This is a genomic window from Ulvibacterium sp. (assembly GCF_028285715.1).
GTDB lineage: Bacteria > Bacteroidota > Bacteroidia > Flavobacteriales > Flavobacteriaceae > Ulvibacterium.
Map to the genome: position 1 here is coordinate 260,770 of NZ_JANQOO010000035.1, position 16,716 is coordinate 277,485.

19 protein-coding genes are annotated in these 16,716 nt (G+C 42.9%); 2 read left to right on the forward strand and 17 right to left on the reverse strand.

The annotated features are described in order from the left end of the window. The 15 genes from Q0993_RS18995 to gndA form a co-directional block, all read right to left on the reverse strand. On the reverse strand, positions 1-969 hold the full coding sequence (locus Q0993_RS18995; protein WP_299536177.1) for an NAD(P)-dependent alcohol dehydrogenase: 969 nt from the start codon (positions 967-969) through the stop codon (positions 1-3). Beyond that, positions 970-2,118 (reverse strand): acyl-CoA dehydrogenase family protein, encoded by a 1,149-nt coding sequence (locus Q0993_RS19000; protein WP_299536179.1) that lies wholly within the window; start codon positions 2,116-2,118, stop codon positions 970-972. A gap of 80 nt (positions 2,119-2,198) precedes the next feature. Further along, entirely contained in the window at positions 2,199-3,029 is an 831-nt protein-coding gene (locus Q0993_RS19005; protein WP_299536182.1) for a DUF2306 domain-containing protein, read from the reverse strand. A 61-nt stretch (positions 3,030-3,090) separates the two neighbouring features. Then, positions 3,091-3,777, reverse strand: a complete 687-nt coding sequence (locus Q0993_RS19010; RefSeq protein WP_299536185.1) for a DUF4386 domain-containing protein — start codon at positions 3,775-3,777, stop codon at positions 3,091-3,093. 108 nt (positions 3,778-3,885) lie between these two features. Continuing rightward, positions 3,886-4,428 carry a DUF2807 domain-containing protein gene (locus Q0993_RS19015; RefSeq protein ID WP_299536187.1) on the reverse strand — a complete coding sequence of 181 codons (543 nt, stop codon included), beginning with the start codon at positions 4,426-4,428 and terminating at the stop codon, positions 3,886-3,888. Then, positions 4,415-4,795 carry a GntR family transcriptional regulator gene (locus Q0993_RS19020; protein WP_299536189.1) on the reverse strand — a complete coding sequence of 127 codons (381 nt, stop codon included), beginning with the start codon at positions 4,793-4,795 and terminating at the stop codon, positions 4,415-4,417. The genes Q0993_RS19015 and Q0993_RS19020 overlap by 14 nt, the downstream gene beginning before the upstream one ends. A gap of 2 nt (positions 4,796-4,797) precedes the next feature. Next, entirely contained in the window at positions 4,798-5,544 is a 747-nt protein-coding gene (locus tag Q0993_RS19025) for a hypothetical protein (protein ID WP_299536191.1), read from the reverse strand. Then, complete coding sequence (locus Q0993_RS19030; RefSeq protein ID WP_299536193.1) at positions 5,534-6,379, reverse strand: ATP-binding cassette domain-containing protein; 846 nt, start codon at positions 6,377-6,379, stop codon at positions 5,534-5,536. The genes Q0993_RS19025 and Q0993_RS19030 overlap by 11 nt, the downstream gene beginning before the upstream one ends. A gap of 81 nt (positions 6,380-6,460) precedes the next feature. After that, complete coding sequence (locus Q0993_RS19035) at positions 6,461-7,936, reverse strand: pyridoxal-dependent decarboxylase (protein WP_299536195.1); 1,476 nt, start codon at positions 7,934-7,936, stop codon at positions 6,461-6,463. A 57-nt stretch (positions 7,937-7,993) separates the two neighbouring features. Further along, the gene (locus Q0993_RS19040; protein WP_299536197.1) at positions 7,994-8,344 is read right to left on the reverse strand and encodes a ribose-5-phosphate isomerase; all 351 of its coding nucleotides are present in this window, start codon (positions 8,342-8,344) and stop codon (positions 7,994-7,996) included. 22 nt (positions 8,345-8,366) lie between these two features. Further along, complete coding sequence (locus Q0993_RS19045) at positions 8,367-9,326, reverse strand: NAD(P)-dependent alcohol dehydrogenase (RefSeq protein ID WP_299536199.1); 960 nt, start codon at positions 9,324-9,326, stop codon at positions 8,367-8,369. Positions 9,327-9,337: 11 nt separating this feature from the next. Beyond that, positions 9,338-10,087: a sialate O-acetylesterase gene (locus Q0993_RS19050; RefSeq protein ID WP_299536201.1), complete on the reverse strand. Its 750-nt coding sequence runs from the start codon at positions 10,085-10,087 to the stop codon at positions 9,338-9,340. 123 nt (positions 10,088-10,210) lie between these two features. After that, the gene (locus Q0993_RS19055) at positions 10,211-10,825 is read right to left on the reverse strand and encodes a DUF1643 domain-containing protein (protein ID WP_299536204.1); all 615 of its coding nucleotides are present in this window, start codon (positions 10,823-10,825) and stop codon (positions 10,211-10,213) included. 188 nt (positions 10,826-11,013) lie between these two features. Beyond that, on the reverse strand, positions 11,014-11,673 hold the full coding sequence (locus Q0993_RS19060) for a DUF5041 domain-containing protein (protein WP_299536206.1): 660 nt from the start codon (positions 11,671-11,673) through the stop codon (positions 11,014-11,016). 64 nt (positions 11,674-11,737) lie between these two features. Continuing rightward, the gene (gene gndA, locus Q0993_RS19065) at positions 11,738-13,147 is read right to left on the reverse strand and encodes an NADP-dependent phosphogluconate dehydrogenase (protein WP_299536208.1); all 1,410 of its coding nucleotides are present in this window, start codon (positions 13,145-13,147) and stop codon (positions 11,738-11,740) included. Positions 13,148-13,442: 295 nt separating this feature from the next. Between gndA and zwf the strand changes: the two genes are divergently transcribed. Beyond that, positions 13,443-14,975, forward strand: coding sequence for a glucose-6-phosphate dehydrogenase (gene zwf, locus Q0993_RS19070; RefSeq protein ID WP_299536210.1), 1,533 nt, complete (start codon positions 13,443-13,445; stop codon positions 14,973-14,975). A gap of 60 nt (positions 14,976-15,035) precedes the next feature. Next, positions 15,036-15,761 (forward strand): 6-phosphogluconolactonase, encoded by a 726-nt coding sequence (gene pgl / locus Q0993_RS19075; RefSeq protein WP_299536212.1) that lies wholly within the window; start codon positions 15,036-15,038, stop codon positions 15,759-15,761. Here the strand turns inward: pgl and Q0993_RS19080 are convergent. Both Q0993_RS19080 and Q0993_RS19085 read right to left on the reverse strand, forming a co-directional pair. Further along, positions 15,742-16,287 carry an acyl-CoA thioesterase gene (locus tag Q0993_RS19080; protein WP_299536214.1) on the reverse strand — a complete coding sequence of 182 codons (546 nt, stop codon included), beginning with the start codon at positions 16,285-16,287 and terminating at the stop codon, positions 15,742-15,744. The genes pgl and Q0993_RS19080 overlap by 20 nt on opposite strands. Positions 16,288-16,328: 41 nt before the next feature. Continuing rightward, positions 16,329-16,694: a 6-phosphogluconate dehydrogenase gene (locus Q0993_RS19085; protein WP_299536215.1), complete on the reverse strand. Its 366-nt coding sequence runs from the start codon at positions 16,692-16,694 to the stop codon at positions 16,329-16,331. Positions 16,695-16,716: the final 22 nt, after the last annotated feature.

The window sequence follows — 16,716 nt, forward strand, 5'->3', positions numbered from 1 at the left end:
TCAAGGGATGGTTATCACAATTTTGCCTTTCGCAAGATTTTTTCCATAATATACAAAGGCATCGGAGGTTTTAGCCAAAGGGAAGCATTTATCCAAAACGGGTTTTAGTTTTCCGGATTCCAAAAGTTCCTGTAGTACTTTTAAATCCTTTCGGTTTGGTTTGTGCATTACGATTCCCAGTTTTTTGTTGGAGCTCTTGGAAAATACGGACGTAAGGGCCAGTTTCAATAGGAATGTTACCGAACCTCCCACAACGGCCAAGGCACCGTTGGGGCTTAAAACATTTCTATAGCGGGAAAGTGGTCTTTGGGCAATAACATCCATTATTAAATCATACTTCTCTTCGGTTTTCGTAAAGTCCACTTGTCGGTAATCAATGACATGGTCGGCCCCTAATTCGCGAAGTATTTCGAGCTTTTCGAGACAATCTACAGCGGTCACTTCTGCGCCCCAAAGTTTTGCCAGTTGTACGGCAAAGGTACCAACACCGCCCCCGGCTCCATTGATTAAAACCTGCTGCCCTTCTTGAATAGCTCCATTGTAAAGCAACCCTTGCAGTGCAAGAACACCGGCCTGGGGCACAGCTGCCGCCTCTTCATGGGTTAGGTTGCCTGGCTTTACCGACAGGAGCTTTTCATCAGCGCATACGAATTCGGCGAAACCACCCCAATTGTATGACGATAGATCTCCATAGACCAAGTCTCCTGGTCTAAAAAGTTTTACTGCCTTACCAATGGCTATTACTCGCCCGGCGATATCGGCTCCTAAAGTCTTATGTTTTGGTTTAAACAGGCCAAATAAAAGTCTGTATATACGGGGTTTTCCTGTGAGGTAATCCCAATCCCATGAGTTTATGGACGTAGCATGTACTTCTACCAATACCTCATTGGGTTTAGGCATTGGTCGCTCCACTTCTTTCAATTGCAGGACATCGGGCAAACCATATCTTTCATTACGTATGGCTCTCATCTATAGTTTTTGGCTAAAATAGGCCTTTATATCAATATCGGTCATAGGTTGTAAAGGGCCAAAAACAATTTCCTTATAGATTTTATTGGTGATGGACCGTGGGGATAAGAATTGGGTTCCCATGATATGTCTTGCCTGGGTTACAATTTCTTCTGCGTAGTGTGTGGCGAAATACTTGGACAATACCGAAGCCTCAAAAAGTGTTTCCAGAAGCGCCTTGTCGCCCCTTTTGAATTTTGAAAGGCTATGCCCAGCTTGTTTACACAATTGTCTGGCTCCTTTAGATTTTAAGATTAATTCTCCCAAGTTATCAGAAAAGTTTTCGGATTCGGATAGCCTTTTCCCTTTTTTGATTTTTTGCCGCGCAAAGTCGCTTACCTCATGGATAACACGTTGGGAGGCTCCTAAATATGGTGCCGATACCAGTGCTTGAAACCATGATCTCTGATATATCAAAAGCTCAGATTCTTCTTTTGTATTGGCATCCAACTTTATGACATTTGAAACGGGTACCCGCAAGTTTTTGAATTTTACCGACTTTGTATACGACCCCTGCATGGTATTGTCAAAAGCGGTATCCGTAAACTCAATCTGAGTGGCGTCCGAAGCGGCGAAAAATACGGCCTTGCCTCCATCGGATAATTCCGCGGTAAAAACCAAATAATCCGCAATCCCTGCCAAGGACATAAATGGTGCCTCGCCGTATACAATATAGTTATCCTTTTCTTTCATGGCGATTAGCGCCTTATTTCCCAAAACGTCGTCATACGTACGTACAGATCCCGTATTGGCTATAAACAGTCGCTCCTTTTTAATTTTGTTCAGTAATATCTCCCTTTTCCAATACTGTGTACTTGTTTTCTTAAATGGGTAGGTTGCGATGGACGCCAAAACGTAATAATGCATGGACAAGGCGACCGAGACCGGAATTGAAACTTCGCCTAATTTATGTAGCGTCTCGAAACACTTTTGATAGAGGACTTCCACATCATCTTCCGAACATGGTATGTAGGGGAGACCGGTCGTTCTTAGAAAAGTATAGAACTGAGGGTATTTTTTACTTTGTTCTATCTCAAGGAGTTTTTCATAAGCGCTCTCCAATTCACTTTTTTCCCGGATCGGTCGATTTCCTAAAACAGAGTTGCTCATTTTTTCAATTTTTAGTGGAACATGGCTCCTATTGGTAGTCGCGTTGTCCAATTAGTTACAAACGATATTCATTAAACAGGTTAAAGGCGTGGAAGCCACATGCCCGTGGTAGCGGCAAAAATTCCAAGTCCCATAAAAATGGTTGTCACAAATAGGGCGGTGGCCACGGTCAACTTTCCGAGCGTACCGTTTTGGTCTTTTGCAAAAAAATAAAGCTCCAGAACCAGAAGGGGAATCACGTATTGCCCTATGCCCAAAAAGGTGATGAAAGGGCCGCGAAAAGTCTCCGGATCAAATCCAAAAGGCCCTTCATTCAGAAAAAGGGATAGCATAAGGCCTATCCTGAAAAACCAAACTCCATTGACTACTAAAAACAAACGAAGTACCCATCTTTCATGTGCCTTAAAATTTCTGGTCATAGCCATTCGCCATGCCAACAAGGCAAAAAGCATGATCAAGACCCCATTAAAACTGACACTGATATCACCCGTGATTCCGGTTATGGTACCTTTGGTAATGACCATATAGATACCACTAAAACTAGTAACAAAGGCAGTTATCAAATACAATTTTCCATTCCAACGATGAAACTTGCGAAAACGATTTCTAATCTGAGGGACAAACTGAAGAGGTCCGCCCAGCATAATGACAACAGCAAAAATAAGATGTAAGGCAACCGCAGTATTGCCTATCTTATCCCCCTCAATGTAGCCGTGCGGCAATACTCGGTTCCATTTCATAAAGTCCCCGCTTACAGCGGCACCTCCGTAAAAAGCAGCGACATAAAAAGCAAAGATCCACTGACCCAGGACCGCGGTAACGAACCAAATAATGCCAGCTGATCTTAGAGCCTTATTGGGAAACATAGTTTTTCTCCGGGAAATGGAGACAGGATGATTTTCAGAATTCATAACTGTATGTTTTAAACCCGCCTAGGGCAGGAAGATTAATGATTGATGATGAAATTTATGTTTAGGCGAGTCGTCCAGTAGTTTTCGGTGTGTTGAAACCTTTCATCAGAAGCCAGAGCAACAACACTATCATATGCAGCCCGTTTTGGAGAAAGAAGTAAAAACTGACGCTGATATCAAAGATGTTTAACCAACATGCCAAAAAGGCCAATGAAATGGCGACGAGCCCCCAAGCGGATAGGAATCTTGGGACCAGTTGGGTCCTGAACAAAAAATAGTAGAATATCCAGGCTGCAGATGCATAGAGCATTATGGCGATAAAATGTGCCCAGAAATAGTCTTCGATTTTCAGAAGACCCAAAGTGTTGAAAAAATCCAAGTTGGTGGCTTCTGTTTTTACGAACTCGTGGCTTAATGACAATAAGGACAAATGGCTGATATTGCTAAATAGGATAACGGCCAAATAAGCCACCCAGATACCAAAAAAACCTAAGGCCAATCCTTTTCTATAGTGTCTTATGACAGGAAAAAGTATCACAGCAACCACAAGCCATAAAGCACTTGTGATGATATCCAATAACACTGCAAATCGCATCTGTACGGATTTCTGGAAAACTTCATTTAAAAATTCAGGGGAAGCGGCCATAGAGGTGGACAAACCTCTAAGATTTACCGAGGGAATTCCGAGTACAACTATTAATAAAAGTAATAGACCGATTAACCTACCTGTTCTTTGATTTTTTTTCATGATTGTTCGTTTTTTGATTGATGATTGATGATTGATGATTGATGATTGATGATTGATGATTGATGATTGATGATTTTTAAATTAAATCGACTTAAGCTATTTTTAGGATTATTTTGAGAATTTGATTTCTTTACTGTTTCCTGTTATACCTACTTCGGCATCGGAAGAAAATGAACACTGTACCAATTCATAGTTCAATTCCATATCTCCTTCGCTTTCACCCCTGAAAATTAGCTTCAAATCCTCTCCGGATACTGCCCCTAAAGTAGTAAAGGATGCCCCTGGGCCTACCTTCAAAGAATCCAGGTGGGCATTTGAAATGAACACTCTTACCGAGTCTTTTCCTCGCATTTCCTTGGTTTTTTCAATAATCAAGGTTTCCCCAATAATTTCGGTTTGTACAAAGGACATCAGGTTTTCACGGGCCTCAATGCGAATTGTTGTTTGGGGAGTTTGTTCAAAATCGACTTGGATACCATCGCCGACCACAATTGCCCTGAATTCCGATACCTTCCTAGCGTTTTGGATAAACTTCCCATAATCCCGTTGTACTTCCTCCTTTACGTAACCCTTCATTCTCACCTGAAGTGCAGTCATAAAAACGAAGAGGGCTCCCAATGCACCCAATACCATGAGATTACTTCTTTTCATGGTCGGTTTTGTTTCTGTATGTATCATACGTGTTCTTTACTTCTTCAAATTCTACATCCAGCATTTTCATTTTTTTAAAGACATCGGGCAAGGTTACCTCCATGAATTCCCCTTTTTTTATATCCATTATCTTTTTATACCCATCTTCCGAAACGAAATATCCGATGCCTCTCTTGTTATGGATTACCCCCAGCTCTTGTAAGTGGTTAAATGCCCGTATGGCCGTATTGGGGTTCACTTCCACCATCATGGCAAGTTCCCGTACGGAAGGGATGCGTTCATTTTCCGTCCACTTTTTCATTAATATGTTTTCATAAAACAAATCCACGATTTGCAAATAAATAGGCTTGCCGTTGTCGAAATCCATGGTTATACCTCCTTTTCAACCAATTTAAAATAAGTGACCAATAACATCAACGGGCCGAATAGGAGGGTAAAAAACCAGGTGCCTACTCCAGAAAAATCCTTACTCGCCTTAGTAAAGGCTTGGTCCGCTATCAAATCCCCGGGATACACCCCATACCCATGGTTGAGTATCGAAAAAAGGAGAAGCCCATAAAAAAGCGTTCCTATAAAAATCAATAAAAGTGTCAAAAGGGTCTTTCCGATTCCATTTTTGGAAAAAGCCATGGCACCACAAAGAAAAATGGGTTGTACGATGAAGTATCCCTTGACTAGTTTTACATAACTTTCTGAAAACAAGGATACCCAATGAAAACCCGACCCAAAAATGATACCTCCCATAATGATGGCCAGTTGCCCCACCAAAAGTGCCATTACCGTAAAAACAAGGGTGTGTATGAAAGTGGTCGTCAACCAGATGGCCGTGAGCCTTTCCAATGGGGAAATGGGCAAAGCGAAATACAAATGGTTGGATTTTACATTATGACTTTTCCGAAGAACGGCAAAACTGAAAAACACCCCCAAGACAACAAAGCAGAGACCAAATAGGCCCATAAGTTCATCAGCGGACAAATAATCGTCCCCTCGGGTCATGAAAAACAGACCGATAAAAAGAATACCACTGGCAACCGCCAGGGCCATAAAACCTGTATTTTTTAAAAGGATGATATCCTTTTGTATCGCGTAGCCTATCCTTTTGATATTAAACTCCATGGTATACTTGTTCTAAGGCCAATTGAATGCCTTTAGGATTATTCAGAACAGCGTTGAACAACAACTCAAGATCTACCTCGGTTTCCTCTTGGTCCAGGCGTTTCATGACCGCCTTGCCCCCAAAGGAGGTTTCAGTATAGAGGATGACCTCGTTGGGCACATTGGAAGCGCGTCCGAACCAAAGGTTTTCCGATATTTCAGAAAGGGAATGGTCAAAGATCACCTTGCAATTATCCAAGATTACGATCTGGTCGATCAAACTATGTAGATCTCTAACCTGATGGGTAGAGATAATGATGCTCCTTCCCTGATCCACCGCTTCGGCCATTATTTTTCTGAATTGGCTTTTGGAAGGGATATCGAGACCGTTGGTGGGTTCATCCAAAAGCAGCAATTTGGTTTGTGTGGCTATGCCAAAGGCAATGAGTATTTTCTTCTTTTGGCCGAATGAGAGCCTCGCCGTTTTTTCTTGGTGATGGAGCTTAAACTCCTGTAAAAGTTCATAAAACAGATGTCTTGAAAACGCTGGATAAAACGGGGAGTAGATTTTCTCATAGGTTGCTATAGTCAAGTTGGGTAATTCAAAATCTTCAGGGACCAAAAACAGATTTTGTAGACTGCTCGCCAGTCTTTTGGCAGTAGGCTGACCCAGAATCGTACACTGACCGGACTTTGGGAACAACAGCCCTGACATGATTTTCATTAACGTGCTTTTACCTTCGCCATTCTTCCCGAAAAGCCCATAAATAGTACCTTCGGCAAAGGTTAAGGAGACATTGTCCAAAACCGTTTTGGATTTTGGGTAATGATAAGACAAGCTTTTTAATTGTAACATAGCCTAGTGTATTAGTTAACTAGTACACAACAAATGTACACAAAAAATTTGAACTGAAAAATGGAATCTTGTTTTACGAAGTCAATAGGAGTGTTGAAGTTCCTGTCCCAATTCCAGAACGTGGGTTACCAAGACCTCGAAGTCCTCGTCTGTAGAACGATGGTTGGCAATGGCCACCCGAAGGCAATAGCTCTTATTAAGGGTAGTGTAACCGGGTAGGGCAATGGCCCGTTCTTCCAATTGCAATTTGATCTCCTTATTGATAGCGTTCAATGTTTCCAAGGCCATTCCCCCAGGGTTGTATCGAAAGCAAACAATATCCAATCCAATGGGCGCCACGAGTTCCAAATTTTCTTGGGAATCGACAAGGGAGCCCAGATAACGGGCCTGTTCCACATTTCGTGTAATCATTCGCCCAAAGCGTTCCGTACCATGTTCCTTAAGGGACATCCATATTTTTAGGGCCCGAAATCGGCGTGACAATTGTAGGCCGTATTCACTGAACCAGTTATCGCCCGATGCAATGCCCCGGGTATTTTTGGCCAAATATTCAGGAATTAACGAAAAAGTATCCTTATGTGCTTTTTGATTTTTCACAAGAACACAACCCGATTCAAAGGGCATATGTAACCATTTATGCAGATCTAGGGCCACGGAATTGGCCCGCTCTATGCCTGCAAGTTTGGGTTTTACCTTTGGGGACAGCACGGCGATGGCACCGATGGCCCCATCTACATGGAACCAAAGGTTTTCGGCATCGCAAATATCCGCGAGGCGATTTAGGTCGTCGATAGCTCCCGTGTTGACCGTACCTGGGGTACCAATAATGCAAAAGGGTCGTAGACCGTTTTCCCGGTCCTTTTTTATTTGAGCAACTAATGCATCCAGATTGATGGTATAATCTGAATGGACAGGAATTTTTTGAAGACCATCCGATCCCAATCCCAAGAGCTCCAGGGCTTTTTGGTTACAGCTATGGATTTCACTGGAGGCGTATGCCCTCATTTTTCCCGAATCCTCCGGTCGTAGGCCTTCTTTTCGGATATCATAGCCACATTTTGCGTTACGGGCTATGGCCAATCCTGTAAAATTGGCCATGGAGCCTCCACTGACCAAAATCCCACTGGCCGTTGCAGGAAACCCCATAATCTCCTTCATCCAGTTTATGACCTGCTCCTCTACTTTGTGTGCCGCGTGATTTCCCCCACCTAAGTTCGGGTTCATCACGGAGGCCCAAAAATCACCCATAATTCCGGAAACTGTGCCGTTGCCCATATACCAGGCCCAGAATCTTGGATGGAGGTTCCCCATGTTATAAGGCAACACATGTTGCACGAAATCCTCGTAAACCGCTTTGGCATCATTGGGCTTTTGTGGTACCGGAGTGGTAAAGCTATCCAGGGTTTCAGGTGGCATATCCTTCCAAATCTCTCGCTCCCGGACCTTGGAGATATACGCAAATGCATCGTCGACCATTTGGTGCATTAGTGCCCTTGATTTTTCCCAATCCTGTGGATCCAAGGTTTCGAAGGGTTTGGCTGAAGTGTTTTTGTTCATGAATATTGGTCTTTGTTATGAGGTTTTTTCCATGGTAAAGATACTCCATTCGTTATTTCAATTGAACCAAACCGCATATCGTTTTCGTCGCAATTCCAAGGCCAATTGCCTTTCCATTTTTAAGGCTTCAACGCGATTCTCCATGGGCTTTATGTGATTATACAGGCTAGGGCGGAGGTAGCTACCGTATTTCTGGACGAAGTAGGAAGAAAGTCTATGCCCTTTTTTATTGACGTATCCTGTTTTATGCTGTGCAAAACGTTCTTTTGGCGTCTTACTGGTCATGCCCACATAGAGGCATTCCAATACTCCATTGAATTGTGGATTGGCTTCCCGAAACCGCCTGTTTTCCGTGAAGACCCTTTTGGATAGCTCCACTACATAGATGCAATATTGGGTTTTGGGCATGTTTGGTGTTTTTTTAGTTTTCCTAAAGGGTAATGATAACGTTTCCCGTTTTCTCTCCGGTAAGGACATAGGTATACGCTTGAGAAATCTCCTGTAAGGGATATTCCCGATCTATGACCGGACTGAACTTTTTTGTAGTCAACCGGTCCATGATGTAGGGTATGGTTTCTGGTGTAGGGTAGGGTATCGGGAAAATGACTTTTTTCTTTCCCAAAATAGGGGTGAGCAACGCAAATCCTACATTTTGGGCATAAGGTCCTAGTTCCGAAGAAATATAAACACCTCCGCGCTTTAACATAGGTCTGCATTTCCCAAAGGTACTTTTGCCTACAGCATCAAATACAAAGTCGTATTTTTCAGTATCCTTGGTGAAATCTTCCCGGGTATAATCATAAATTTTATCGGCACCCAAGGATTTCACCAGCTCCATATTCTTTGTGTTACAGGTAGCGGTTAGATGTACATTATATTGGCGAACAAACTGTATCAGTGCCGAGCCAATAGCCCCGGTTGCCCCGTTGATCAAGATGCTATGGCCGGATTGTATACTTACCTTGTGCACAAATGTATAGGCATAGTGTGCTCCTTCCAAACCAGCAGCTGCCGGTTTGTAGCCTATGGAATCCGGTATGGGGAATAGACTGCCGTTTTCGGGAAGTACTAGATATTCGGCCTGCGATTGTACCCCTATATCATCAAATCCAAAGACCCTATCACCTATATGAAAGGATTTTACATCTTTTCCTATTGCTACAACATCGCCTGCAAAGTCGGTTCCCAAAATGATTTTTTTGGGTTTTCGGAATCCTAGTACAAAGCGCATAACAAAAGGCACAGCCCTAAGATTGGCACAATCGGTCCGATTGACCGTGGTGGCTTTTACGCGAACCAAAACTTCATTATCCTTGGGTATCGGTTTTTCCACATCCTCGATGACGATACTTTCAGGCGGACCATAGCTACGGCGGACGGCGGCTTTCATGGGTAGATTTTTTAATCGTTAATGAGTCGTATAGCTTCTTCCGCAAAACGTTCCCCCATTTCTACATAACCTGCTTCGGACATATGGAGGTCGTTGTTGATTTTCTGTCCTTTTCTGTTGTAGCCATCATTAAGGTCATCCGTGTTTATCCATTCAAAACGCGAATCGGATTCTGCGACCCTTACCTGAATATCCCGTATCAGTGTCCAATGTGGATACTTCTCGTTCTGCATATCAAAATCGCTTAACCGCCCAATGATGAAGCTGAGATCGTACCGTTTTAGGTCCGCGGAGAGCTGATTGTATAGTCCGATCAAGCTTTTTTCGTAAACATTACCCAGTTCTTCCCGAGCATCCCGCTCCCCCTGCATCCAGATAAAAGTAACTGTCGCTATTTTCTCTTTTTGAATTGCGGTATTTGTTTTGGTCCAAAGGGAATCGTATAAATCCGGTTGAGCCTTGGGCTCATTGCCCTGTAAAGGTTTCCAATCCCTATACCACCTCCTTATGGGTTGGCCGCCATGTGCATCCTTTACGATGATTACAGCGTCCGCTCCAAATTGGGCCTCAATAGTCGGTATAAAGGATTCTTCGGGGAGAAGCCCTACCATATTCGATTGCCCTGAAAGTATTAAGAGGTGTTTTCCTTCTTTATCAGGACTACAGGAGCTAAGCAAAATTGTAAACAGCACTGCAATAATAGTATGTTGTGATTTCATCTTGTAACAGTCGGACGAAATACGTTGGAACGTATTTTTCATCTACTAGATTAAATTTAGGAATTAGGCGGAGTGTAGATTATAACATCTTTCTATGCGGAGCTAAGATAAGGGATATTGTAGCCATTAAAAACTTATAGGGACATTCCACGTTTGTAACAAGGACTAAGAATCAATATTATCAATCCTAATCTTGGAATTAACTTTTATTGCTTTCCTTATTTTTTCCGTATAGTTTCTAGCATCGAAATAGGTAAACTTCACGTCCTTTGATTTTTTTCCAAACTTTTGGGCCAATGCCTGTGGACTTGGATGTGTAGGATGTCCGGAGTTATTGGTTCCGACGGAAACAAAATCCAGATCAAATTCTTGCAACGTTGTGCATAAATGGTACGCACTATCCTTCAAATACGTAAGATGTTGCGCATCAATATCGTTTCCCCAGGCCAGCCAAATCTTGTTAAACTTGAATTGATTTTTGCTTACCAGCGATTGAATTAGCTTCAGATTTTCCCAAAACAATTTCCTGTCTGGCTTAGTTTCCAAAAAAGCTACTTTTTTTGTGCGTCTGGGATAGAGATTGACCAAAATCCAACCGTCATAACCATTGTTCAGCGCAATTTTTTCTACATTTCGGGAAGTAGGGTCAAGCCGTTCCCCATCAGCTGTATTTGGATTGATGCCCACACAAAGTAAATTTCGCTTCCCTGGCTTTCCAAGTACAAATCGCTTCTTACTGTCTTTTTCAGGAAAGCAAATTACTTCTCTACTTGGCTTCATTAGGTTTGAAATCTTACTCAAGCCTGATTCTTTAAAGTGTACATTGGTAGTGCTGTTTCTGAGAATGGGTCTTTACTAAATAAGGTTTAAATAAAAAACAAGATGTACAACATTTACTCCGGCTTAATTTCGGTAATGTTGGTCAATTGGCCCATAGTACCAAATTTTGGCCTTCATTGTCAAACATTTTATTCGGTTACGAAATATGAGATTTTCACATAGTTCGGAGAGGAATTCAAGAGTTCATTCGTGCCCTCATCATTTTCCTTTAGATATTTTGCGCCACAAAACCTTCTAACGTTATATTTCTTATCCAACCACGAGGATGCATATATCAACAAGGGGATTTTTTTGTTTAACTCCCACTGTGTATCCAAGTATTTTCTCCAATGAAGTACATTCTCCTTTTCTGTATTATCCATTTCTATGGATGTGGTAGTTGAAAATCCATAGGTCTTAATCATAATTTGACTTTTCTTTTCTTCGGGAAAGTCCTTGGTCATTATGGTCATTTGGTCAATATAGTGATACAATGGTTCTTCAGACTCAAAATATACGTAGGTATTACTGGTGTTTAGCAGGGTGTCGGACGAAATCATTTTTCCATCCAAGTACTCATCAGCAAATAGGTACAGTACATACCGTCTATCAAATTTGCCCAGCTTGAATTTATTGATTTCTATTCCTTGAAATTTCAACATTTCAACTAAATCAGCCAATCCAATACCCTCTATATCTGAATGGTGCTCTTTTTGTTCCTGAGTACGGTTGTCTATCTTAAATTTTTGGGAATAGCTACTCCACCAGACTAAAAACACCGAGCACAAAATTAGCTTTAAGGACTTCATATCGGTTAATTTAGATGTTTGCAAATCATAAATATAAATCAACGTTCTTTATCTATATGCCCAGTTACTCTTCCCATTCCGTATGAAAGATACCTTCCCGATCCAGCCGCTCATAGGTATGTGAGCCAAAATAATCGCGTTGCGCCTGAATGAGGTTTAAGGGAAGTCGCGTAGATGTATAGGCATCAAAATAGGTGAGGGAATTGGAAAGCCCCGGAACGGGAATCCCGTTTTTAGCCGCATAGGCCACCAATTTCCGCGCTGCATCCACAGTGCTCTGAACTTTCTCCACAAAGGTAGGGGAGAGCAACAGATTGGGTAGCTCGGCATCCGCTTTAAACGCTTGCGTAATATCCGCCAAAAGTCCCGCACGGATAATACAGCCCGCCCGCCAGATTTTTGCAATGGTGGCGATATCCAGATCATAGCCATATTCCCTTGAAGCATCCGCTAATTGGTGTAGTCCTTGAGCATAGGTAACGATAAAAGAAAAATAAAGGGCCTCTTCGGCCATCCGTTCCAAGGTTGCCTTGTCCATTTTTTCGACTATGGGCCGGTCATACAGGGCATCTGCCTTGATGCGCTCATCCTTTAGGGCCGAGATTTCCCGCATACTTACTGCAATATCAATGGAGGGTACGGGAATGCCCAGATCCATGGCATTTTGGGAAGTCCATTTGCCAGTTCCTTTTTGCTTGGCCTTGTCCAGAATCTGATCCACAAGTCGGCCATTACCTAAGTCGTCCTCCTTTTCAAAAATCTCGGAAGTAATCTCTACCAAAAAGGACTGTAAGCGGCTTGCGTTCCATTGGGCAAAAGTGGTGTGCAGTTCGTCATTGTTGAAATTGCCTCCTTTTTTGAGTACGTCATAGATTTCGGACGTCAATTGCATCAAACCATATTCTATGCCATTATGCACCATTTTCACATAATTTCCGGCTGACTTGGGTCCCAAGTACGCCACACAGGGCTCCCCTTCGTATTTGGCCGCCACGGCCTCGAAAATGGGCTGTACAGGAGCGTAGCCTTCCTTTGAGCCTCCAGGCATGATGCTGGGGCCCAATCTTGCACCCTTCGCTCCCCCGGAAACTCCGGCCCCGAAAAAATGGATACCTCTTTCCTGTAGATAGGCTTCACGGCGGTCAGTGTCCGTAAAAAAGGAATTGCCCCCATCGATGAGAATGTCGCCCTTATCCAAATAGGGCAGTACCCCTTCGATAACTGCATCCACAATTTTTCCGGCCGGGACCAGCATCATGATTTTTCGAGGTGTTGCCAGTCCTTCCACAAAGGTCTTTACATCCGAGGTGGCATTCACCTTGGCCAAATCGCCGCCCTCTCCCTTAAGGGCTCTTACCTTTTCCTCATCCAAATCGTTCCCAAAGGCCGTAAAGCCGTTGTCGGCCACATTTAAAATAAAATTCCGGCCCATAACGCCCAAGCCAATCAATCCAAAATCGTATTTATTTTCCATGAAGTATGTATAGTTGTCGGTGTTTTTTAAAGAAAATCCACCCGAAAATCGGATGTACTCAAAAATAAATGAAATTATCCGGTTTTGTCCGTATTCTTCTTGGAAACTCCCTCGGGATACTTATATTTAAACGCACAATGGCAAGTGCGTTGGAATGATACCGAATTATAAGCCAAAGGACGGTGTTTACTACCGACTACGAGTGCACTTATTGTATTATTAGGATGGTATGTTTGTCGATTCCAAAACTGGGAATATGTCAAAAACAGATTAAAATTAAACGAAGATTTAAGTCATGAACAGAACAGAAAATCAGATGCTAGTCATTTTTGGTGCCTCCGGAGACCTGACGGCCCGGAAATTGGTACCGGCTCTTTTTAATCTCCATAAAGGAGGGCATCTTCCCAAAAATTTTGTAGTGCTGGGTGTTAGCCGCAGCAACCTCTCCGATGAAGAATTCCGCAAAAAAGTGGTGACCGAGAGTAAATACTTATTGGATAGGATAGGGGATAAAGGAAATGATTTTGTAAATGCCTTTGCGGACAAGCTTTTTTATGAGGATTTAGGTAGTAATTATGATACAGATTATGGCACTTTGGCGCAGCGGATAGCGGATTTGAATGTAGCATTCAAAACTGATAATAACTATATCTTTTATCTTTCTACACCGCCAAGCCTCTACGAGATTGTATCCAAGAATTTGGCGGAAAAGGGCCTCAATGATGAGTCCCAGGGCTGGAAACGTTTGATTGTGGAAAAACCTTTTGGTTATGACTTAAGGAGCGCTCGAGATTTGAACAAAGGACTTCAGCAATACTTTAAGGAACCCCAGATATATCGTATTGACCATTATTTAGGGAAGGAAACCGTTCAAAACTTGTTGGTGACCCGTTTTGCCAATAGCATCTTTGAACCGCTATGGAATCGAAATTATATCCATCATGTAGAAATTACCAACGCTGAAAGCGTAGGTGTTGAGAAAAGAGGAGGGTATTATGATAAATCCGGTGCATTGCGTGATATGTTCCAGAACCACTTGTTACAGATTGTTTCTTTGGTCATAATGGAGCCACCTATAGGCTCAGATGCGGAAGAAATCAGAAATGAGAAGGTAAAGGCACTAAAATCCTTACGTATAATGAAGGACGAGGAGACGCTCTATAATAACACCATACGAGCCCAATATGTGGCATCCGATATCAACGGGGAAAAGGTAAAGGGGTACCGGGAGGAGGAAGGGGTAGATCCGGAATCGACTACCGAGACCTATGCCGCCATTAAATTCTTTGTGGACAATTGGCGCTGGGCCGATGTGCCCTTTTATGTGCGCACCGCCAAACGTATGCCTACCAAAGTTACCGAAGTGGTCATCCATTTTAAGACACCGCATCATCAGATTTTTAAGGATACGGTGGCCTTTAACAAAGAAAATAAGTTGATTATTCGGATTCAGCCCGACGAGGGAATGTTGATAAAATTTGGGGTTAAGGTGCCCGGACAGGGCTTTAAGGTGGAACGGGCCAATTTGGACTTTTACTATTCCAATTTGGTGGAAAACCGTGTGATGGAGGCTTATGAGCGCCTTTTATTGGATGCCATGCAAGGGGATGCGACTTTATATGCAAGAGCGGATGAGGTAGAGGCTGCCTGGGAATTCGTAGATCCTATTTTGGACTATTGGAAAAATGGTAAGGAGGTACGTACCTATGGATACTCTGCCGGAGTATGGGGGCCTACCAATGCGGATGAGCTTATAGATGGTGTAGGCATGTGGCGCAATCCAAGTGAAAATTTGGCCGATGATCCGGGGTTCTGTGTGATTTGTTAGATGTCGGATGTTGGTGGATAATGGGTTGAAAGCGGTAATAGATATTGAATACGATTTTATATGGAAACGAAGATTTACAAAGATAAAAACGAAGTTGCGCAGGAGTTTTCGAAGTTCCTGGCAGATTTGGTCAAGGGAAAGGATATCTTTCATGTTGCCCTTTCCGGAGGGAGTACCCCTAAAATAGTCTTTGATGTCTTGGCGTCGGATTTTGCGGACGGAATCGATTGGGCCAAGATTCATTTTTATTGGGGTGATGAACGTTGTGTTCCGCCAACGGATGACCAGAGTAATTATAAGATGACCGTAGAACATCTCTTTTCAAAAATAGGGCTGGCCGAGGAAAATATCCATCGGATTTTGGGTGAGGCAGAACCACTACGGGAAGCTTACCGCTATGCCAATCTCTTGGAAATCAATTTGGACAGGATAAGTGGCATTCCGCAATTTGATTTGGTAATTTTGGGAATGGGAGATGATGGCCATACGGCTTCCATATTCCCCCATGAAATTGGCCTTTGGGATGCTTCGGAACACTGTGTAGTGGCAACACATCCTGAATCAGGACAAAAGCGTATTACGATTACAGGTCAGGTCATCAATATCGCGAAGGAAGTAGCTTTCTTGGTCACCGGGAATAATAAGGCCGAAAAGGTGCGGGAAATCATTCAAAGGGAGGGAAATTACACAAATTACCCGGCAAGTTTGGTATCCCCCACTTCAGGAAACTTAAGGTGGTTTTTAGATCAGGCCGCAGCCCAAGGAATTAGCCCAGATCAATCTTAACGTTTTCACCTTTCAATAGCCCAAGGTGTTCTTCCGGCTTAAAAGCGGCTTCGTCAAATCGGGTATCCCGTTCAAAAGCCTCTTCCTTACGGATTTTGCTCCGGGAAAAACGTCGTATGCCTTGCTCTCCGTCTAGGATTAAACCCGGTACAGGTACGCTTTTGCCTTTTTCATCCTTTGCCACCATAGTAAAGTAGGAGGAATTACAATGCTTTCGCTTCCCGGTTGTTATATTCTCGGATTCTACCCGAACACCAACCACCATTGAAGTTCGTCCCGTATAATTAATGGAGGCCTTTAAGGTAACCAACTCGCCTACTTCTATGGGGTTTAAGAAATCCACCCGGTTTACGGAGGCTGTAACGCAATATCTTTGGGAATGTTTGGAGGCACAAGCAAAGGCGATTTGGTCCATAAGGTTTAGAATATGACCACCATGTATTTTCCCTCCGAAATTGGAATGGGAGGGGAGCATTAATTCCGTAATGGACACACGCGATTCACGGGCGGTTTTAAATGATTCCATGGTTAACGTTTAAAATACAAGTTTGAATTGCCTAAATCCATTTAGTTTCTAAAATGAGGGGACCGTTCTTCTTGGACTTCGGTAATGAAGTATTTGGTATCGCCCAACCAAAAAAAGGTGGCAAAACGTTCCATATAGGTTACTTTAACGTACCTGCCCTGATAGTCCTTTAATTGTTGAATAATCTCCTTTTCCTTATCCAAAACGGAGAATGAAAAAATCTGTGCTCCGGATATTCCCTGACTTATTTCTCCCTCCCACGTTTTGACCAATACACCCTTGTTGCTGAATTTAATCAATTCGCCCGAGCGATAACCCTGACTATAAGGAACGAAATAAATGAAGGCGTATACGATCAAAAACAGGGCCACTATAGCTCCTAGGGTAATAAATAATGCTTTTTTCATAGGAATAGGTTTCGGGAGGATA